Here is a 21945-nt window from a genome sequence, read left to right on the forward strand (position 1 = left end):
CACGGGCGCCGTCCCAGCCTATCCAGCCCCGCCCCACCCCGCCCGCGCCTGCCGTTCACCCCCGTGATCGCCGCGTTGCCGACGGAGTGGCGAACCACCCCCCTCCATCAGGTATTGTTTACCGCGTCGAACAGGGCAGCGCCCCGGGCGACACAATCCTGGCTGGTTGCCCGAGCGGCCAAAGGGAGCAGACTGTAAATCTGCCGCGCAAGCTACGCAGGTTCGAACCCTGCACCAGCCACAGGATGAGCGAAGGGCCCCAATCCTCACGGATCGGGGCCCTTCGCGTTTCCCGGCGGGTCGGCCGGGGGCCCGGCTGCCGGGCGGGGACCGTGGCCCCGCGACACTCCGTGACGGCCCACGGCTCACGGCAGCGGCCCGTGCGCGGCCTACGCTCGGCCTGTGTTCAACCTGCCCCAGGCGCTGAAGCGCCTCGTCATCGGCCGGGCCATGCGGAGCGAGGAGCTGGGCGGCACGCTGCTGCCCAAGCGGCTCGCGCTGCCGATCTTCGCCTCCGACCCGCTCTCGTCGGTCGCGTACGCGACCCAGGAGATCCTGCTGGTGCTGACGGTCGGCGGCACCGCCTTCCTCTACCTCACGCCGTGGATCGCGCTGGGCGTGGTCGTGCTGATGGCCGTGGTGGTGATGTCGTACCGGCAGGTGGTGCACGCCTATCCGAGCGGGGGCGGCTCGTACGAGGTGGTCTCCACCAACCTGGGGGACCGGGCCGGGCTGGTCGTCGCCGCGTCGCTGCTGGTCGACTACGTGATGACGGTGGCGGTGTCGGTGGCATCCGGCGTCGACAACATCATCTCGGCCTTCGACGGCCTGGCCGGCTACCGGGTGCCGCTGGCGCTGGGCTTCGTGGCGCTGCTCACGGCGATGAACCTGCGCGGGGTCCGGGAGTCGGGCACGGCCTTCGCCGTGCCGACCTACCTCTTCATCGGCGGGATCGTGCTGATGGTCGGCACCGGTCTGATCAGGCTGGCGTTCGGCGACGGGCCGCAGGCGTCCAGTGCCGCGTACGGCATCGTGCCGGAGGACGGCAGGGACACGCTCGCCGGGCTGGGCCTGCTCCTGCTGGGCCTGCGGGCGTTCGCGTCCGGCTGTACGGCGCTGACCGGTGTGGAGGCGATCTCCAACGGCGTCCCGGCGTTCCGGCGGCCGAAGTCGAGGAACGCCGCCACCACCCTGGCGGTGATGGGTCTCGCGGCGGTGGTGATGTTCAGCGGCATCACGGCGCTGGCGCTCACCTCCGACGTGCACTACGTCGACGACGCCTGCCAGCTGACGGGGCTTCCGACGGACTGCGCCGACTACGTGCAGCCGACCGTCGTCGCGCAGCTCGCCGCGGCCGTCTTCGGCGGCTACCACAGCGTGCTCTTCTACGGCATCCAGGCGGTCACCGCCCTGGTGCTCGTCCTCGCCGCGAACACCGCCTTCAACGGCTTCCCGCTGCTGGCGTCGATCCTCGCGCAGCACCGCTACCTGCCGGCGCAGTTGCACAGCCGCGGCGACCGGCTGGCCTTCTCGAACGGCATCCTGGCCCTCGCGGTCGTGGCCGGCGGGCTGCTGTGGCTGTACGACGCCAACGTCACCAGCCTCATCCACCTCTACATCCTGGGCGTGTTCACCTCCTTCACGCTCTCGCAGATCGGCATGGTGCGGCACTGGAACGGCGTGCTGCGCCGCGGGCCGGACAGCGCGGCACGGGCGGCCGCGAGGAGGTCCCGGGTGATCAACGCCGTGGGCGCGGTCACGACGGCCCTGGTGCTGGTGATCGTGCTGATCACGAAGTTCACCCAGGGCGCGTGGCTGGCCGTGGTCGCCGCGATCCTGCTCTGGCTGATGATGCGCGGGATCCGCCGGCACTACGACGCGGTCGCCGTGGAGCTGGCGGTGACCGACCCGCAGGCCGAGTCCGCCCGTCCGTCGCGGGTGCACGGCATCGTGCTGGTGTCGAGACTGCACAAGGCGACCCTGCGGGCGCTGGGCTACGCCGAGGCGTTCCACCCGGACGCCCTGGAAGCGGTCACCGTCGCCGTCGAGGAGGACGCCGTTGCCGATCTGCGGGCGCAGTGGCTGGAGTTCGACGTGCGCATCCCGCTCAAGGTGCTGGACTCGCCCTACCGGGAGATCACCAAGCCGGTGGTGGCGTACGTGCGGGAGTGCCGGCGGACCTCGCCGCGCGACGCCGTCGCGGTGTTCATCCCCGAGTACGTGGTGGGGCACTGGTGGGAGCAACTGCTGCACAACCAGTCGGCGCTGTGGCTGAAGAGCCGGCTGCTCTTCACACCCGGTGTCATGGTGATCAGCGTGCCGTGGCAGCTCACCTCCTCCGGGCGGGCGTACCGGCCCTCCCGGCGGGCGCCCGGGTCCGTCCGCCGGGGCGAGCCCGTGCTCCACGGGGACCACGGACGGATCGGCCCGCCGGAGAACAGCTGACGTGACGGCAGGGCGCCGGCGCCGCGGCCCGGTCGGCGTTCCCGCCCCGGACGGGTGTCCCGGCCCCGGCGTCCCGCCCCGGACGGGCGTACCGGCCCTCGCGTCGCGGCCCCGGCGTTCCCGCCCCGGACGCCGGCTCCGGTGGGGCGGGGGCCCCGTCAGTCGGGGTTGGTCTGCCGCGGCAGCGCGAGCACCACGGTGTCGGCGAACTCGCGGACCGCGCTCGTGCGGCTGACGACCCGGCCACAGTGCACGACGAGCCGGCTGTGACCGCCGGCCAGGGCTCCGGCGAGGCTGTCGCCGCGCACCGCGAGCAGTTCGGCGGGGAACCCGGCGTCGACCCGTACCGGCGGCAGGCCGAGGCTGATCCGTGCTTCGTGGGAGACGGCGTCGTACGCCGCCTGGACGCCGAGCGCGCCCGTGGCGGCGAGCAGGTAGGCGGCCTCCAGGGGGTCGGCGCGGCCGACCGGCACGGCGAGGTCGCGCAGGGCCCCGCTGCCTGCGGCGAGCGGCACCCGGGCCTGCGTCAACTCCCGCACCATGGAGACCCGCAGGCCGTCCGCGGGGCCGTCGGTGCCGGTGCAGCCGCCGTTCTGCGGCAGGCAGACCACCCGGATGCCGGCGGTGGCCAGGGCCGTCGCGGAGCCGGGCGCGAGGCCGTTGCACGGGCCGAGCGTCACCCGCGGCCGCAGGGGTGCCAGCACGCCGGCCATCCGGGCGAGCCGGGCGGCGTCGGCGCCCGAGCAGTGGAGGTCCACCGGGCAGTCCGCCTCGCGCGCGGCCTCCAGCAGCACCTGGACGTAGCCGACCGGGTCGGGGTCGAGCTCGGGGCAGCCGCCGGCCGCGGTGGCGCCGAGCTTGAGCGCCTCGCGGAGCTGCGCGCGGCCGTCCGCCCCGGCGAGGCCGGTGAGCAGCCGTGGCATCGCCACCGTCTGGAGGTCGACCAGGCCGCGCAGTGCCTGGCGGGCGGTGAGCACCGCCTCCAGGCGGCCGAGGCCGTGCACGTCGCCGATCCGTACGTGGGTGCGCTGCGCGGTGGCACCGTAGCCGAGCGAGGTGAGCGCGGCCTCGGTGACGCGGCGGACGAGGTCGGGGCGGCCCTCCTGCGGCGGGCCGGGGAGGGCGGCGGAGAAGGCGCTGTCGTGGTGGGCGTGCGCCTCGGCCGGGGCCGGCAGGAGCAGGTAGCCGTCGAGGTCGATGCGGGCGCCGGTGGTGACGGCGGGGGCGCCGGGCGCGGCCTGGATCGGGCCGAGGCTGCCCGCGGTGCCGACCGCCTGGATGCGGTCGCCGCTGATGCGGACGTCGACGACCCGGCCGTCGGCCAGCCGGGCGCCGGCCAGCAGCAGGACCGGTCCGTGGCCGAGAGGGTTGGGCGGGCGGCCGGAGGCCGGCCCGTCGGCAGGTCCGTCGTCCGCGGTCATCGGCCCGCTCCTCCGTGTCCGGCTGCCCGCTGGGGCGTGGGCGGCTCACCGCGGGGCACCGGGGGAGCCGGAAGATCACTGCTGGTCGAGCCTAGGACGCCTGCGGGCGAGGCGCCCGCAGGCGGGGAAAGTCGTATCGGTCGGGCCGCCCGTGGCGCGGGCCCCGTCGAACGGCCGTACGCGGGCCGGGCGCCCGTGCGTGCCGTCCGACCTGCGATCTTCCGGGCCGGATACGGATTTCACCTCTGGCCCGGAACCGTGTAATCTCTTCCTCGTTCGCCCCTATAGCTCAGTCGGTAGAGCGTCTCCATGGTAAGGAGAAGGTCTGCGGTTCGATTCCGCATGGGGGCTCTGGTGAGAGCGTTCCGCCTCGGCGGGTCCCGATCATCAAAGCGGTGTAGCTCAGTTGGTAGAGCAAGCGGCTCATAATCGCTGTGTCACCGGTTCAAGTCCGGTCACCGCTACCCCGCGTAGTCGATCGGGGGTCTCGAACTCCCGATCGGCTACACTTGTCTGTGTTCTTATTCGTTGTCCCAGGAAGGCACTCCCGTGGCTGCCACTGACGTCCGCCCGAAGATCACGCTGGCCTGCGTGGAGTGCAAGGAGCGGAACTACATCACCAAGAAGAACCGGCGTAACGACCCGGACCGTCTTGAGATGAAGAAGCACTGCCCGCGTTGCAACTCTCACACGGCGCACCGCGAGACCCGCTGACTTTGCCTCGACTCCAGGCCGCTCCCCGTTCGGGGCGCGGCCTGGAGTCATTTCCGCATCCTGACGGTCGATCAGAGGAGTTGCCCATGCCGCTCGATCCCTCCTTCATCGGGCGGACGTACCCGCCCACCGCGCCCTACGAGGTCGGCCGGGAGAAGATCCGCGAGTTCGCGGCGGCCGTCGGCGACGCCAACCCGGCGTACACCGACCCCGAGGCCGCCAAGGAGCTCGGGCACCCGGACGTCATCGCGCCGCCGACCTTCCCCTTCGTGCTGACGTACGCCGCGGCCGGGCAGGTCGTCGCCGACCCCGAGCTGGGGCTGGACTACAGCCGGGTGGTGCACGGCGACCAGAAGTTCGCGTACAGCCGCCCGGTCCGGGCCGGTGACCGGCTGTCGGTCACCGTGACCATCGACTCCATCAAGTCGCTGGCAGGCAACGATGTGCTGTCCGTGCGCGGCGAGGTCGAGGACGCGACCGGCGAGCACGTGGTGACGTCGGTCATGACGCTGGTCGCGCGCGCGGCCGACGAGGCGGGGGAGTGACACCGATGGCGATCAGCTTCGACGAGGTCGAGGTCGGCACCGAGCTGCCGGCGCAGTCCTTCCCCGTGACGCGCGCCACCCTGGTGCAGTACGCGGGCGCGTCCGGCGACTTCAACCCGATCCACTGGAACGAGAAGTTCGCGCGGGAGGTCGGCCTGCCCGACGTCATCGCGCACGGCATGTTCACCATGGCCGAGGCGATCCGGGTGGTCACCGACTGGGTCGGCGACCCGGCTGCGGTGGTCGAGTACGGGGTGCGCTTCACCCGGCCGGTGCCGGTGCCGAACGACGGTGTCGGCGCGGTGGTCGAGGTGTCGGCGAAGGTGGCCGCACTGCTGGAGGGACGCCGGGTGCGGGTCGACCTGCTGGCGACCACCGGCGGCCAGAAGGTGCTCGGGATGTCGCGCGCCGTGGTGCAGCTGGGCTGAGCGACGACGCTCCGAGGGGCGGGTCCGCCGGACGGCGGGGCCGCCCTTTCGCGTACCTGCCGCGGGGTGACGGGGGGTCTGCTGGTGCGAGCGGTGCGGGCTGCTGCGTGGACACGCCGGCTTTCGTTCCCTTGTCGCGCAGGAGTCGGGGGAGCTCCGCCGGGTCCGCCCCCGAGGTGCTCTGACGTGACCATAACCAGAGGGCGGACCGCGCGGCAAGAGGCAGTTGAAGGCTGAACCATGTGGTGTCCGGGCCCCGCCGGCCGCCGGGTGGCGTGCATGCCAACGGGGGTACGGCGCGTACGTGTTCGAAGCATTACCTGCGGGTATTCGTGAATTACCGGTTTATCTTCCGGCGGCAAAAAAATCCGTCCGGTCGGCACATTTCTTTGGCGTTGCAGGCACGTTGATTTACCCGGAGTCGGTTGCACGGCGGATTAGCACTCGCGTACGGTCCTGAGCCGGGAGGTGCGGAGTTCCCGCTACCGGTCCCGCTATCCCTGCGCCCGTCCACTGATCGGCCGAGCCGTCACGCCCTCATCATTCCTGCAGGTCAGGACTTTTGACGGTCGCTCGCCGACACGTCGCACCATCGTGCACCCACCCGAATCCGCCGCCGGCCCTGCCGGTCCCGGCCGGGATTCGGGCCCGCCGCACCGCCCGTACGGTTCTGGTTCCGCCGTGCCCGCGACTGCCGCGGAAATGTTCTGCCCGGACGAATTCCAATGCACCGAGGGAAGGAACGACCGTGCCTGTCGTGACCGCAGCTGAGGCCCAGCAGTGGCTGATCGAGAAGATCGCCCACCGGCTCGGAGTACCGGCCGAGGACGTGCCGCCGGACCAGTACTTCGACGAACTCGACCTCGACTCGACCGAGGCCCTCATCCTCGCCGGCGAGATGGAGAACTGGCTCGGCTTCGAACTCGGCACCACGACGCTCTGGTACCACCCCAGCATCAAGGACCTCGCCGAGTACATCGCCGAGGAGTCCGCCACCCGGGCGGGGGATCCGCATGCGGCCTCGGCGTGACGCCGGCCCGGCGCTCGTCCACCACCTGGCCCGGGCCGCCGCCGGCCGGGGCACCGTCTACCTCGTCCACCCGGGCGCGCTGGCCGTGGGCGTCCACCGCACCCTGGCCGACGCCCTCCCGGACGGCGTCGGCCTGACCGTCCTCGACCTCTCCGGCCTGCCCGCCTACTGGGAGGCCGCCCTCACCGGCGGCCGCGCCGGCACCACCGTCGAGGCGCTCGCCGAGCGGCTCGCCGACGAGCACGCCCGGCAGCACGACGGCGGGCCCTGGACCCTCGCCGGATGGTCGTTCGGCGGGGTGGTCGCCCAGGCCATGGTCGAGCACCAACCGCCCGCCCTCCGCCCGCCCCGGCTCGTCCTGCTCGACAGCATCGCCCCCACCGCGGAGTACCAGCAGCCCGACGACGCACTCGAACCGCCCCTGCTGCTGGGCTGGTTCGCGATGTACCTCGGTGCGAAGCGGGGTCACCCGGTGGACGTCGCCGCCGAACACCTCGCCGGGTGCGGGGTGGCGGACGGCCTGCGCCTCGTCCTCGACGCGGCGGCCGCGAGCGGCGCCCTGCCCGCCGACACCTCGCCGCACGGCCTGCGCAAGCTCTACGACACCTACGTCGACGGGCTCCTGCGCAACAACCGGCTGACCGCGCCCTACACCCCCCGGCCAGCCGGCGTGCCGCTCGTCCTCGTGACGGCCGACCGCAGCCTCGTCCCGGGCGACCCGACGCTCGGCTGGGGACCGCTCGCCCCGCACGGCCTCGAACTCCGCCGGAGCCCCGGCGACCACTACACGATGCTCAGCCGACCGGACGCCGCCGCCGTGGTCGCGGACCTGGTCGGCCCGGTCGGGGCCGAGGAGCCGGCCCACGCAGCGAAGGTCTGACGCAGGCCCGCCACAACGGGCCCCGGCCGCCCGAACCCAGGCCGGGGCCCGGCCCTCCGACACCGAGAGAGCCCTGCCGTGAACACCTCGAAGCCCACCAGCCCCATGACCGACGCGGAGATCGGCCGCCGCCTCGCGGACGAGCCCGTCGCCATCGTCGGCCTCTCCGCGCTCTTCCCCAAGTCCCGTGACCTGCGGGAGTTCTGGGGCAACGTGATGGCCGCCGCCGACTGCATCGAGGACGTGCCGAGCACCCACTGGGACGTCGCGGAACACTACGACCCGGACCCGTCCGCGCCCGACAAGACCTACGCCAGACGCGGTGGGTTCATCCCGCCCGTCGCCTTCAACCCCATGGAGTTCGGCCTCCCGCCGACCACGCTGGAGGTCACCGACGTCCTCCAGCTGCTCAGCCTGGTCGTCGCCCGCGACGTGCTGCGCAACGCCGGCGCCGACCGGCCCTGGTACGACGCCGAACGCACCGGCGTCATCCTCGGCGTCACCGGCGCCAACCAGCTCACCCAGCCGCTCTCCGCGCGCCTCCAGACCCCCGTGCTCAAGGAGGTCGTCCGCAGCTGCGGCCTCAGCGACCGCGACGCCGAGGAGATCGCCGAGAAGTTCAAACTCGCCTTCGCCCCCTGGGAGGAGAACTCCTTCCCCGGCATGCTCGGCAACGTCGTCGCCGGCCGGATCGCCAACCGGCTCGACCTCGGCGGCAGCAACATGACGATCGACGCGGCCTGCGCCAGCTCGCTCGCTGCCACCAAGGCCGCCGTCAGCGAACTCCTCGAACACCGCGCCGACACGATGATCGCGGGCGGCTGCGACGCCGAGAACACGATCTTCATGTACCTCTGCTTCAGCAAGACCCCCGCTTTCTCCAAGGCCGGCCGGATCCGCCCGTTCGACAAGGACGCCGACGGCACCCTCATCGGCGAGGGCATCGGCATGTTCGCCCTCCGCCGCCTCGCCGACGCCGAACGCGACGGCAACGACATCTACGCCGTCATCCGCGGCATCGGATCCTCCAGCGACGGCCGCTTCAAGTCCATCTACGCCCCGCGCAAGGAGGGCCAGATGGTCGCCCTGCGCCGCGCGTACGAGGACGCCCGCTGCAGCCCCGACAGCGTCGAGCTCTTCGAGGCGCACGGCACCGGCACCGCCGTCGGCGACGCCACCGAACTCTCCGCGCTTGCCGCCGTCGTCGCCGAGACCACCGGCGAACGGCAGTACGCCGCCGTCGGCAGTGTGAAGTCGCAGATCGGGCACACCAAGGCCGCGGCCGGCGCCGCCGGCATGATCAAGCTCGCGCTCGCACTCCACCACAAGGTGCTGCCGCCCACCATCAACGTCGACGAGCCCAACCCCGCCATCGACTTCGCCACCGGCCCGTTCTACGTCAACACCGAGAGCCGCCCCTGGATCAAGGACCCGCGCCGCACCGAACGCCGCGCCGCGATCTCCTCGTTCGGCTTCGGCGGCACCAACTTCCACTTCGTGCTGGAGGAGCACGGCGACGGCGACGACCTCCAGGTGATGTTCCCCGTCGCCCGGGTGCACCTCTGGCACGCCGCGGACCCGGCCGCCCTCGCCACCCTGCTCGCCGACGGTGCGCCCGCCTCCACCGGACCGGCCCCCGCCGGGCACGCCCGCCTCGCCCTCGCCGCCCGCGGCGACGCCGAACTCGCCGACCTCCGGGCCCTCGCCGCCCAGGAACTGCGCGCCAAGCCCGACGCCGCCGACTGGGCGCACCCGCGCGGCCTCTGGTACCGCCGCACCGCCGCCGACCTCGGCAAGGTCGGAGCCCTCTACGCCGGCCAGGGCAGCCAGTACGTCAACCCCGGCCACCGGGCGGTCCTCGCCCTGCCCCCGCTGCGCGCCGCCTTCGACCGCGCCAACCGCGAGTTCGACGGAGCCGAGCCGCTCTCCCGCATCGCCTTCCCCGCACCGGCGTTCACCACCGAAGGCCGACAGGCCCAGGAGGAGTCGCTGCGCCGCACCGAGTACGCGCAGCCCGCCATCGGCGCGCTCGCGGCCGGACAGCACCGCTACCTGCGCGAGCTCGGCTTCGCCGCCGACGGCCACCTCGGCCACAGCTTCGGCGAACTCACCGCCCTCTGGGCCGCCGGCGCCCTCACCGACGACGCGTACTTCGCCCTCGCCCGCGCCCGCGGCGCCGCCATGGCGCCGCCCGCCGACCCGGGCTTCGACGCCGGCGCCATGGCCGCCGTCACCGCCGACGCGCCCACGATCGCCGAACTCCTCACCCGGCACCCGGAGCTGGTGGTCTGCAACCGCAACGCCGCCGACCAGACCGTGCTCGGCGGGCCGACCGCGGCCGTCGAACGCCTGGTCGCCTCGGCGGGCGCCTCCGGCCTGCGGATCAGCCGCCTGCCGGTGTCGGCCGCCTTCCACACCCCGTTCGTCGGGCACGCCGTGGAGGCCTTCCGCACCGCCGTCGACCGGATCGAGGTCCGCCCTCCCGCGCAGCCCGTCTACGCCAACACCCCCGGCGGCGCGTACGGCGACGACCCGGCCGCCAACGCCGTGCTGCTCGCCGAGCAGCTCGTCAACCCGGTGCACTTCGCCGACCGCGTCGAGGAGATGTACGCGGCCGGGTTCCGCACGTTCGTCGAGTTCGGCCCCAAGGGCGTGCTCACCCAGCTCGTCGGGCGCATCCTCGGCGACCGTCCGCACCACGCCGTACGCCTCGACGGCGGGCCCGGCGCCGACGCCGACCTCGCCCTCAAGCGCGCCGTCGCCCAACTCGCCGTCCTCGGACTCCCGCTGGCGGTCGCCGACCGCTACGTGGCAGCCGCCCCGGTGGCCGAGTCCGGCAAGGGCATGACGGTCATGCTCAACGGCATCAACCACGTCTCCGACGCCCGGAAGTCCGCCTACCGGGAGGCGCTGGAGAACGGCTACCGGGTGCCCGCCGCGATGCCGTCGTCCGCGCCGGTCCCCGCCGCCACGGCCGCCCTGCCGGTGCCCGCCGCCGCCGCCGCCGTGCCACCCGTGCCCGTGTCCGTGCCGGTGCCCGTGCAGGCGCCGGCACCCGTCCCTGCGGCGCCGACCGCCGTGGAACCCGCCCAGGCCTACCGGCCCGCCGTTCAGGAGAACGAACCCGTGGACCACGATCCCGCCGCCGGTGCAGCCGCCGACCGGCTGCCCGAACTCATCGCCGACCACCTGGCCCTGCACGACGACTACCTGAACGGCCAGCTGCAGAGCGCACAGCGGCTCACCGGGCTGCTGGAGAACGCGGCCGGCCAGGGCCGGGTCGACGACGTGCTCGCCGGCGTCACCGCCGTCAAGGAGCACGGACTCGCCATCGGCAGGACCCACCTGCGGGCCAACGAGATCCTGCGCGACCTCGCCTCGCTGGAACTCGGCGGCGGCAGCGGCTCCGGCCCCGCCCCGTCGGCCCCGGCCGCGTACCTGGCCGCGCCCGCCCCGGCGGTCGCGCCCACCGCGGCCCCGGCGCCCGTACCGATCGCCGAGGTCGCACCGCTGCCGGCCCTACCGGCCGCGCCGGTTCCGGCCGCCCCGGCTCCCGTGGTGCCCGCGCCCGCCGTGCAGGCCCCGGCTGCTCCGGCTCCGGCCGTTGTCGCTGCTTCGGCTCCGGCTGTGGTGTCGGCGGAGCAGGTGGCTGCCGCGTTGTTGGCGGTGGTGGCGCAGAAGACGGGGTATCCGGCGGAGATGCTCGAGTTGGGCATGGACGTGGAGGCGGATCTGGGGATCGATTCGATCAAGCGGGTCGAGATCCTGGGTGTGCTGTCGGAGCAGTTCCCGAGTGATGTGCCGGTGGGTCCTGAGCAGTTGGGTGAGCTGAGGACGCTCGGTCAGATCGTCGACTTCATGGTCGGGGTGGCTGCTCCGGTGGCCACGTCGGCTGCGCAGGCTCCGGCTCCGGCTGTGGTGGCTGTGGTGTCGGCGGAGCAGGTGGCTGCCGCGTTGTTGGCGGTGGTGGCGCAGAAGACGGGGTATCCGGCGGAGATGCTCGAGTTGGGCATGGATGTGGAGGCGGATCTGGGGATCGATTCGATCAAGCGGGTCGAGATCCTGGGTGTGCTGTCGGAGCAGTTCCCGAGTGATGTGCCGGTGGGTCCTGAGCAGTTGGGTGAGCTGAGGACGCTCGGTCAGATCGTCGACTTCATGGTCGGGGTGGCTGCTCCGGTGGCCACGTCGGCTGCGCAGGCTCCGGCTGCTGTGGCTGCTTCGGCTCCGGCTGTGGTGTCGGCGGAGCAGGTGGCTGCCGCGTTGTTGGCGGTGGTGGCGCAGAAGACGGGGTATCCGGCGGAGATGCTCGAGTTGGGCATGGATGTCGAGGCGGATCTGGGGATCGATTCGATCAAGCGGGTCGAGATCCTGGGTGTGCTGTCGGAGCAGTTCCCGAGTGATGTGCCGGTGGGTCCTGAGCAGTTGGGTGAGCTGAGGACGCTCGGTCAGATCGTCGACTTCATGACCGGCACCGTCGCCGGTCCGGCCCCGGTGGCCCAGGCGGCCCCGGCCGTGACCGCCGCCGCGCCGGCTCCCGCGACCCCCGCCCCGGCCGCCGCCCCCGCGCCGCGGACGGACACCGCGCCGCCCGTCGGCGCGATCGGCCGGGCGCAGGCCGCGCTCGCCGAACTCCCCCTCCCCGACACGCTGGTGGACGCCTACCCGGCCGGGTCCGGTGCCCTGCTGGTGGACGACGGCGGCGCGCTGGTGCCGCTGGTCGCCGAGCGGCTGCTGGCGCGCGGCTGGCACGTCCGGGTGCTGCGCCTGCCGTCCGTCACCCGCATCGTGGACGGCACCGAGGACTTCGCGCTCACCGGCTGGGGTGTGACCGAACTCGCGGAGCGGGCGGAGCAGTTCCTGGCCAGGCCGCTCGCCCTGGCCGTGACCTTCGCGACCCGCACCGACACGGACTGGGCGGACGGCGTCCGCCGGCTCTCGTCGGCGCTGCTGGTCGCCAAGCACCTGGTGGAGCCGCTGACCCGGGCGGCCGCCGCCGGGCGGGCCGGTTTCGTCACCGTCACCCGGCTGGACGGCGTGTTCGGCCTGACGGGTGTGGCCGAGGACCTCGTGCCGTCCGGCGGGTACGGCGGGCTGGTCAAGACGCTCGCGGTGGAGGCCCCCGAGCTCTTCTGCCGGGCCGTCGACCTGGCGCCCGCGGTGACCGACCGGGCCGCCGCGGACCTGCTGCTCACGGAGATCCACGACGCGGTCGCCGAGCCCGTGCAGGTGGGTCTGGACGGCGGCCGCCGGGTCGCCCTGACCCTCGGCGAGGCGCCGACCGGGCTCGCCGCCGCCACGGACACCGCGGTGCCGGAGCCCGGTCCCGACGACCTGATCGTCGTGACCGGCGGCGGGCGGGGCATCACCGCCCGCTGCGTGGCCGACCTGGCCGCGGCGTACCGTCCCGGGTTCCTGCTGCTCGGCCGTACGGCGCTCGGCGACGAGCCGGCCTGGGCGGCCGGGGTGAGCGGCACGGCGGAGCTCAAGGCCGCGGCGGTCGCCCACCTCAGGGCCGCGGGTGAGAAGCCCACCCCGAAGCGGGTGGAGCAGCTCTACCAGGCCGTGGTCGGCGAGCGGGAGGTGCGGGGCACGCTGGAGGAGCTGCGGGCCGCCGGGTCCGCCGCCGAGTACGTGGCGGTCGACATCACGGACGCCGCGGCCACGACGGCCGCGCTCGCGCCGTACGCCGACCGGGTCACCGGTGTGGTGCACGGGGCCGGGGTGCTGGCGGACCAGCTGATCGCCAACAAGCGGGCGTCGGAGGTCGAGCGGGTGTTCGCGCCGAAGCTCGCCGGGCTGCGGGCGGTGGTCGACGCGCTGCCGGCCGAGCGGCTGCGGCACGTGGTGCTGTTCTCGTCGGTGGCCGGGTTCTTCGGCAACCAGGGGCAGTCGGACTACGCGATGGCCAACGAGGTGCTGAACGCCTGGGCGGGTTCGTTCAAGCGGCGCCACCCGCAGGCCCGGGTCTCCTCGCTGAACTGGGGTGCGTGGGACAGCGGCATGGTGTCGCCGCAGATCAAGGCGGTCTTCCAGGAGCGCGGCATCACGCTGATCCCGGTGGGGACCGGGGCGGCGCTGTTCACCGGACAGTTCGCCGCCGGTCGGGGCCACGACACGGTCACCGTGCTCGGCCCGACGACGCCGCTGTCGGTGCGCACGCCGTCCGCACCGCAGACCGCCTCCGTGCTGGAGCGCGAGGTGGCGCCGCTCGCCGCCGAGCCGATCGTCGCCGACCACGTGATCGGCGGGGTGCCGGTGCTGCCCGCGGCGCTGGCGCTCGGCTGGGCGGTCGGCGCGGTGGAGCGCCTCGGCGGCGGAACGGTCCGCCAGGTGCGCGACTTCGCCGTCCACAAGGGCGTGCTGTTCGACGACACCCGGCCCGAGCGGCTGCAGCTGGCGGCCACCCCGGCCGGCGACCGGGCCACCACGGAGGTGGTGATCCGCTCGGTCGCCGCGGACGGCACCGTCCGCCCGCACTACGCGGCGACCGTCGTGCTGGGCGCCGACCCGGCGTCGGAGCTCAACCACCCGGTGCTGGCGGGCCTGCCCGCCGCCGGTGGCGGCCGCGACGCGAGCGGCCTCTACACCGACGGCACGCTCTTCCACGGCGCCGCGCTGCAGGGTGTGCGCCGGATCCTCGCCGAGGACGAGAGCCGGCTCGTGCTGGAGTGCGCGCTCGCCGAACCGCCCACCGCCGCAGGCGCGTACGGGGGCCGGCTCTACCGGCCCGGCGCCACCGACCTGCTGCTGCAGGCGGGGCTGGTGTGGATGCGGCTCTTCCGTGCGACGGCGAGCCTGCCGCTCTCGGTCGCCCGGGCCGAGCTGCACCAGGCGCCCGCCGACGGCGAGACGTTCCTCGCCGTGGTCGAACCCGCCGCGGTGAACGGCACCTCGGCGAGCCTGACGGTCACCGCGGTCGGCCGCGGCGGGCGGGTCCTCGCCCGGCTGAGCGGCGTCAGCCTCGTGTCCACGCCGCAGCTGGCCGCCAAGTTCGTCAGCAGCTGACGCACCCGACCCGGCAGGTCCGGCCGGCCGTCACCGTACGGCCGGCCGGACCGCCCCGCAGACCGGAGGGACCCCAGCTTCCATGAGCACGTACGCCGTCGTCGGCCTTTCCTGCCTGTTCCCGGGCGCCGAGACCCCGGAGCAGTTCTGGCACAACCTCAGCACCGGTACCGACAGCCGCACCGAGGGCGGCCCGGAGGTCTTCGGACCGCCCGCCGACCCCGGCGACCTCGACCCGCAGCACCGGATCACCTGCACCCGCGGCGGGTTCGTCCGCGACTTCGCGTTCGACCCCACCGGTTACCGCCTGGCCGCCGACCGGCTCGCCGGGCTCGACCGGGTCTTCCACTGGTCGCTGCACGTGGCCCGCGAGGCGCTGCGCAGCTCCGGCCACCTCGACCGGCCCGAACTGCTCGCCCGCACCGGCCTGGTGCTCGGCAACTACTCCTTCCCGACGCCGGGTTCGGCCGGGATCAGCCTGCCGCTGATCGAGCAGGCCGTCGCGGACGGGCTGCGCCGCGGTGGCGTGGCCGTGCCGCCGTACCGGCCCGCCCCCGTCCGCGACGCCGCCGACGCGCACGTCAGCGGCGCCCCCGCCCGGATCGTCGGCGCCGCCCTCGGCCTGGGCGGCCCGCGGTACGCGCTCGACGCGGCGTGCTCCTCCGCGCTGTACGCGCTGAAGCTGGCCTGCGACCACCTCGCCACCGGCCAGGCCGACCTGGTGCTCGCCGGCGGCGTGTGCGCCCCCGACCCGACGCTCATCCACCTCAGCTTCTCCGACCTGCACGCCTACCCGGAGAACGGCTTCAGCCAGCCGTTCGACGCCCGTTCGGCGGGCATCCTCACCGGCCAGGGCGCCGGCATGCTGGCCGTCCGGCGGCTCGCCGACGCCCAGCGCGACGGCGACCGCATCCACGCCGTCATCGAGGGCATCGGCCTCTCCAACGACGGCGGCGGCCGGCACCTCCTGGTGCCCAACGCGGCCGGACAGCACCGCGCCTACCGGCTCGCCTACGACGCCGCCGGGGTCTCGCCCGCCGACGTCGACTACCTGGAGTGCCACGCCACCGGCACCCCCATCGGCGACACCACCGAGGCCGGCTCGGTCACCGACTTCTTCGGCCCGCACGGCGCGCTGCCGCTGCTCGGCTCGGTGAAGGGCAACATCGGGCACCTGCTGACCGTCGCCGGGCTGAGCAGCATGCTCAAGGTGGTGCTGGCGATGGAGCACGGCCACCTGCCGCCGACGATCGGTGTGACCGAGCCCGTCGCCGGACCGCGGGGGGCGGCCGCCGCCGCGCTCGTCCGCACCGGCCGGGAGTGGCCCGCGGCCCCGGGGGCCCGCCGGGCCGCCGTCTCGGCGTTCGGCTTCGGCGGCACCAACGCGCACGTGGTGCTCTCCGACGCCGTCCCCGCGGAGTCCGCCGTCCCCGCCGAGGCCGCCGCCGGCGGCGCCCCGCGCACCGCCCTGCCCGCCCTCGACATCGTGGGCCTCGGCGCGCACTTCGGCGCGTTCGACTCCGTCACCGCGTACGAGCGGGCCCTGCACGACGGCCTGGACGCCTTCCACCCGCTGCCCGAACGCCGCTGGCGCGGCCTGGAGGAGACCGCCGAGGGCGCCCTCGCCGACGCCGGGATCGGCCCCGACGCCCGGCCGGTCGGCGCGTTCGTCGACACCGCCGGGCTCGACCCCGTCGACCAGCGCATCCCGCCCGCCGACCTGCGCAACTACAACCTGCAGCACGCCCTCATGTCGAAGGTCGCCGACGAGGCCCTGACCGACGCCGGCTACCGCCGCGACCCCGCCCCCGGGCAGTCCGCGCCCGAGGCCCGCCGGGTCGGCGTCGTCGTCGCCATGGAGATCGAGCCCTCCGCGCACCTGCACCTCGCCCGCCACCGCATCGGCGGGTACGTCCGCGAACTCCTCGCCGGCACCACCCTCACGGACGAGCAGCGCACCCGGCTCACCGCCCTCGCCCGCGACGGCGTGCACGAGCCGATCGTCGCCAACGAGGTGCTCAGCTACATCGGCAACATCATGGCCAGCCGCATCTCCTCGCTGTGGAACCTCACCGGGCCGTCGTTCACCGTCTCCGCCGAGGGCGCCGGCACCGCCCAGGCGCTGGAGACCGCCCGGCTGCTGCTCCTGGACGACACCGTCGAGGCCGTCCTCGTCGGCGCCGTCGACCTGGCCGGCTCGCCCGAGAGCCTGCTGCGCCGCACCGCCGCGGACGGCGCCCCCGCCGCCGGCCCCGGCCTCGCCTTCGGCGACGGCACCGAGGGCTGGCGGATCGGCGAGGGCGCCGGGGCGGTCGTCCTGACCCGGTCCGGGGAGGGCACCCGGCCCGCGTACGCCCGGCTCGACGCCGTCGCCGTGCGGTACGCCGAGGCCGTCGACGGCGCCCTGCCCGGGGCCGACCCGGCCGCGCTCACCGCCGCCGCCGCCCAGGCGCACGCCGACGCCGGGATCACCGCCGCCGACATCGGCTACCTGGAGGCGTACGCCGCGGGCACCGCCGCCCACGACGTCGCCGAGATCACCGCCCTCGCGGCCCTGCACCCGGCCGGCACACCGGGCCCCGCGCTCGGCAGCGCCACGGCGCAGACCGGCGACGCCCAGGGCGCCGCCGCGATGGCCGGGCTGCTGCGCGCCGTCCTCGCCGTGCACCACGGCTACGTGCCGGGCGTGCCCGGCTGGCAGCGGCCGTCCGCCGCGCACGCGGAGCGGCTCGCCGCCACCGGCTGCCACCTGCCCGACACCTCCCGGCCCTGGCTGCGCACCGAGCGCACCGGCCGCCGGTGCGCGGCGGTCTCGTTCATCGGCGACGGCGGCGCGCACGGCCTGCTCGTTGTGTCGGCCGCCCACACCGCGGGGGTCCGCGCGGAGCGTGACTGGCAGCGTGCCGGGGGCCCCGCGCTGCTCGCCCTGGGCGCGCCCGACCCGGCCGCGCTGCTCGCCGCCGTCGAACGCCACCGCGGCCTCCTCGCCGACGGCGCCGACCCGTACGCGCTCGCCCGGGAGGCCGCCGCCGTGCTGCCGACCGGCGTGCCGAGGGTGGTGCTGGTGGGCCGCGACGCCGACGAGCTCGGCCGTCAACTCGCCCTCGCCGCCAAGGACGTGCCCGGCGCGTGGGAGCGCGGCGAGGACTGGGCGACGCCGGCGGGCAGCTGCTTCACGCCCGCGCCGATCGGCCCGGACGCCAAGGTGGCGCTGGTCTACCCGGGCGCGGTCAACTCGTACCCGGGGCTGGGGCGTGACCTGTTCCGGGCGTTCCCCGGGCTTCTGGAGCGCTTCGAGGCCGAGGTGGAGCACCCGGACGCGACGTTCCGTGCGGCACGGCTCCACCCGCGCACCCAGGTCACCCCGGGGCGCCGCGACCTCATGGCGCTGGAGGCCGAACTCGCCGACGACCTGCCGTTCATGCTGGCCACCGGCACCACGTTCGCGATCCTCCACACCGACCTGGTCCGCGACCTGCTCGGGGTGCGTGCGCACGGCGCGTTCGGCTACAGCCTGGGCGAGTCCAGCATGCTCTTCGCCACCGGCGGCTGGCAGCGGGCCGCCCGCCGCGACGACCGGATCAGCGCGACCCCGCTCTTCCGGCACCGCCTCAACGGCGCCCGCACGACCGTGCGCGAGCTGTGGGACCTGCCCGCGGACACCCCGGACTCCGCGGTCTGGGCGGGCCACGTGCTGCTGGCCGACGCGGAGTCCGTCCGGGCCGCGCTCGTCCGGTACGACCGGGTGTTCCTCACCCACGTCAACACGCCCGGCGAGCTCGTCATCGCCGGCGACCCGGCCCAGTGCCGCGCCCTGATCGAGGAGTTGGGCCGCCCGGCGGCCCGCTCGCCCGTCAACGGCGTCATGCACTGCCCGGTCGTCGACGGCGAACTCGCCGGCCTCGCCGAGCTCAACGACCACGAGACCGGCTCACCCGGCGGCCTGGAACTGCTCAGCGCCTACGACTACGGGCCGGTCGACACCTCCGACCGGGCCGAGATCGCCGGCCGGATCGCCCACACGCTGCGCTCCACGATCGACTTCCCGCGGCTCGTCCGGGAGGCGTACGACCGGGGCTTCCGCTACTTCGTCGAGGTCGGCCCGGGCGCCACCTGCACCCGCTGGGTGCGCGAGACGCTCGGCGACGCCGCGCACGTCGCGGTGTCCGTCGACCGCCGCGGCGTACCCGCGGCCCGGTCGGTGGCGCAGCTGGCCGCCCGGCTCGTCGCGCACGGCGTGCCGCTCGACCTTGCGGGGCTGCTCGGCCCCGCCCCGGCGCCGGCCGCCCGCCGGCGGATGCTCTTCCCGGTCGGCGGCGGGGCCTCGGTGCCCGGCCGGATCGCGGCCGGCACCGCCGACCTGCTGGCGGCCGCCGTCCGGGCCGCACCCGTCGCGGCGGCTCCCGGCCTGCCGGGCACGGTGCCGGCCGCGCACCTGGCGGCGCCGGTGCTCACCGCCGTCGCGGCCGCCGCCCCGGCGCACCACTCCGGCGGAGGGGGGCCGGCGGACCGGCGTCCGCTGCCGCCCGCCCCTCCCGGATCCGCCGCCCCCCTCTCCCCGGAGGACCTGATGCCCGCCGACCCGACCCTCGCCGACCCCGAGGTCATCGCCTTCGACGGCGAGCCGATCTCCTTCCTGCCGTGGAGCGAACCGGCGGCCCCCGCCGGGCCCCCGCCGACGACCGCCCCGCCGTCCGCCGCCGCGCCTGCCGCGCCGAGGGTGACCGCTGCGCCCGCGGCCGCCCGTCCGGCCGTCCCGCCGCCCGGCGGGTACGGCCCGCAGGACCTCGTACGGGAGCTGCGCGAGCAGCTCATGGCCACCCACTCGGTGGTGATGGAGACCCAGCGGGTGCTGCAGGACAGCACGCTCGCCCGGACCGAGGCGCTGCTGGCGGCGCCGCCCGCCGAGGCGCTGCCGGTGGCCCCGCAGGCGCCGCAGCCGCTGGTCGTCGAGGCCGCGCCCCGGCCGGCGCCCGCCGGCGCGCTCACGCCCGCGCCCGCCCCCGTGCCCGCCCTGCCGCCCGCCCCGCCCGCGGTGTCCGGGCCGGCCGCCCCGGCCGGGCGCCCGGGTGTCATCTGGGACGAGGCCGACCTGCTGGCCTTCGCCACCGGCCGCCTCGCCGACGTCTTCGGCCCGGCGTTCGCCGAGATCGACGGCTACGCGAAGCGCGTGCGGCTGCCCGCGCCGCCGTACCACTTCGTCACCCGGGTCACCGACCTGCGGGCCGAGACCGGGGTCTACAAGCCGTCGTTCATCCGCACCGAGTACGACGTGCCCGAGGACGCCTGGTACACGGTCGACGGCGGCGTGCCGCCGGCGGTCGCCATCGAGGCCGGGCAGTGCGACCTGCTGCTGATCAGCTACCTCGGCATCGACTTCCGCAACAAGGGCGAGCGGGTCTACCGGCTGCTCGACTCCACGCTGGTCTTCCACGGCGACCTCCCGCGGGCCGGGCAGACCCTGCGCTACGACATCTCCATCAACCGGTTCGTCACCCAGGGCGACACCACGCTCTTCTTCTTCAGCTACCTCTGCTACGCCGACGGCGAGCTGATCCTCGAACTCAAGGACGCCTCCGCCGGGTTCTTCAGCCAGGCCGAGCTCGACACCCCGCTCGGCGTCGTCGTCACCGCGAAGGAGCGGGCCGCCCGCGAGGCCCTGACGAAGACGTGGTTCAAGCCGCTCGCACGGACGGCGAAGAACCACCTCACCGCCGCCGACCTCGAACTCCTCGCCCAGGGCCGCCCCGGCGAGGTCTTCGGCCCCGAGCACGCGCAGGACCCGGGCCTCAACCCGGCGCTGCGCCTGCCGGACGCCCGGCTGCGCATGATCGACGAGCTGCGGATCGACCGCACCGGCGGCCCCCGGGGTCTCGGCGCGCTCACCGCCACCAAGCAGCTGCAGCCCGACGCCTGGTACTTCGAGTGCCACTTCCCGGACGACCCGGTGCTCGCCGGATCGATGGTCGCCGAGGGCGCCGTGCAGGCGCTGCAGACGTACCTGCTGCACCAGGGCCTGCACCTGGTGCTGCCCGACGCCCGCTTCCAGACCATCGTCGGCCTGCAGACCGAGGTGCAGGTGCGCGGCCAGATCACCCCGGCGCACCGGGAGATCCGGTACGAGATCGAGGTGATGGAGCTGACCCTGCTCCCGCGGCCCTCGGTGATCGCCGACGTGCTGGTGTACCTCGGCGACAAGCCGGTCATCCGGATGCGCAACTTCGGCATCCAGATCCGGGAGAAGGAGGGCACCCCGTACCGTCCGGAGAAGGGCGGCGTGCCGGCCTTCCTCGGCCGGCGCAACCGCTCCGGCGAGCCCGCCATGATCAACGAACTGCACCTGGCGCACGCCGCCAAGGGCGACCTGGGCACCGCCATGGGCCCCGAGTTCGACGTCTACCACGACCACCGGGCGCCCTACATCCCCAACGGGGACTTCCAGTTCGTCGACCGCATCATGTCGCTCACCGGCACCCGCGGCGACCTCGGCCCGGGCTCCGAGATGGTCACCGAGTACGACTCCCCGGCCGACGCCTGGTACTACACGCAGAACGCGCACCCGCACATGCCGAACTGCGTGCACATGGAGACCTCGCTGCAGGCCGCGATCCTGCTCGGCTACTACCTGGGCGCCACCCTCAAGCAGCCGGACGCCGAGTACGCCATCCGCAACCTCGACGGGCACGCGACCCTCGTCAAGGACCTCGACCTGCGCGGGAAGACCGTCCGCCACCACTCGAAGCTGCTGATGACCAGCGCCGTGCACGGCGCGGTGCTGCAGAAGTTCAGCTACGAACTCTCCGCCGACGGCGAGGTGTTCTACGTCGGCGAGTCGCTCTTCGGGTACTTCAGCGAGGCGGCGCTCGCCAACCAGGCGGGCCTGGACGCGGGCCGGTACCTCGCCCCGTGGATCGAGCAGGAGCAGCCCGCCGCCGACCGCGTGCGCCGCATCGAACTCCCCGCGGACGCGGACGTGTTCACCGACCCGTCGGGCGGCATGCTGCACCTGCCGGGCGGCCACTTCCACCTCGTCGACCGGGTCGACCTGGTCGCCGACGGCGGCCGGCACGGCCTCGGCTACCTGCACGGGCACCGTGAGGTGCGGCCCGACGAGTGGTACTTCGACTGCCACTTCCACCGCGACCCGGTCATGCCCGGCTCGCTCGGCGTCGAGGCCGTCCTCCAGGCCCTGCGGCTGTACGTGCTGGAGCAGGGTCTCGCCGACGGCCTGGAGAGCCCGCACTTCGCGCCCGCCACCGACGTCGAGATGGCCTGGAAGTACCGCGGCCAGATCCTGCGCCACGACGAGGAGCTCCGCTTCGACGTGCACGTCCGCGAGGTGCGGCGCGAGGACGGCCGGGTCGTCGTCGTCGCCGACGCCGACCTGTGGAAGCCCGGCCTGCGGATCTACGAGCTCACCGGTGTGGCCGTCGAGGTCCGGTCGCAGTCCGCCACCGCCTGACCCGCCCGCCCGAGG

Annotated in this window: 9 protein-coding genes and 3 tRNA genes; 11 read left to right on the plus strand and 1 reads right to left on the minus strand. The window is 74.5% G+C overall.

The window, feature by feature from the left end; all coding sequences use genetic code 11:
* The first annotated feature begins 160 nt into the window (after positions 1-160).
* Both OG335_RS21980 and OG335_RS21985 read left to right on the plus strand, forming a co-directional pair.
* A tRNA-Tyr gene (locus OG335_RS21980) sits at positions 161-241 on the plus strand.
* A 161-nt stretch (positions 242-402) separates the two neighbouring features.
* Entirely contained in the window at positions 403-2445 is a 2043-nt protein-coding gene (locus tag OG335_RS21985) for an APC family permease (RefSeq protein ID WP_405012836.1), read from the plus strand.
* Positions 2446-2603: 158 nt separating this feature from the next.
* On the opposite strand, the gene OG335_RS21990 is transcribed toward OG335_RS21985, so the two are convergent.
* Positions 2604-3866: a hydrolase gene (locus OG335_RS21990; protein WP_405012837.1), complete on the minus strand. Its 1263-nt coding sequence runs from the start codon at positions 3864-3866 to the stop codon at positions 2604-2606.
* A 278-nt stretch (positions 3867-4144) separates the two neighbouring features.
* Between OG335_RS21990 and OG335_RS21995 the strand changes: the two genes are divergently transcribed.
* From OG335_RS21995 to OG335_RS22035, 9 genes are all read left to right on the plus strand, one after another.
* Positions 4145-4217, plus strand: a tRNA-Thr gene (locus OG335_RS21995).
* Positions 4218-4257: 40 nt separating this feature from the next.
* Positions 4258-4330 (plus strand) — tRNA-Met (locus OG335_RS22000).
* A gap of 85 nt (positions 4331-4415) precedes the next feature.
* Complete coding sequence (gene rpmG, locus OG335_RS22005; RefSeq protein WP_006604855.1) at positions 4416-4580, plus strand: 50S ribosomal protein L33; 165 nt, start codon at positions 4416-4418, stop codon at positions 4578-4580.
* Between the two features lie 86 nt (positions 4581-4666).
* On the plus strand, positions 4667-5125 hold the full coding sequence (locus OG335_RS22010; protein WP_405012838.1) for a MaoC family dehydratase N-terminal domain-containing protein: 459 nt from the start codon (positions 4667-4669) through the stop codon (positions 5123-5125).
* A gap of 5 nt (positions 5126-5130) precedes the next feature.
* Positions 5131-5553, plus strand: coding sequence for a MaoC family dehydratase (locus tag OG335_RS22015; RefSeq protein ID WP_405012839.1), 423 nt, complete (start codon positions 5131-5133; stop codon positions 5551-5553).
* A gap of 757 nt (positions 5554-6310) precedes the next feature.
* A complete protein-coding gene (locus OG335_RS22020) occupies positions 6311-6583 on the plus strand; it encodes an acyl carrier protein (protein WP_345706322.1) in 273 nt (90 codons plus the stop codon).
* Positions 6567-7463 (plus strand): thioesterase domain-containing protein, encoded by an 897-nt coding sequence (locus OG335_RS22025; RefSeq protein ID WP_405012840.1) that lies wholly within the window; start codon positions 6567-6569, stop codon positions 7461-7463. The genes OG335_RS22020 and OG335_RS22025 overlap by 17 nt, the downstream gene beginning before the upstream one ends.
* A 78-nt stretch (positions 7464-7541) precedes the next feature.
* Positions 7542-14468: an SDR family NAD(P)-dependent oxidoreductase gene (locus OG335_RS22030; protein ID WP_405012841.1), complete on the plus strand. Its 6927-nt coding sequence runs from the start codon at positions 7542-7544 to the stop codon at positions 14466-14468.
* Between the two features lie 82 nt (positions 14469-14550).
* Positions 14551-21930, plus strand: coding sequence for a beta-ketoacyl synthase N-terminal-like domain-containing protein (locus OG335_RS22035; RefSeq protein WP_405012842.1), 7380 nt, complete (start codon positions 14551-14553; stop codon positions 21928-21930).
* The last annotated feature ends 15 nt before the right edge of the window (positions 21931-21945 follow it).

The organism is Kitasatospora sp. NBC_01539, assembly GCF_045040525.1.
Classification (GTDB): Bacteria; Actinomycetota; Actinomycetes; order Streptomycetales; family Streptomycetaceae; genus Kitasatospora.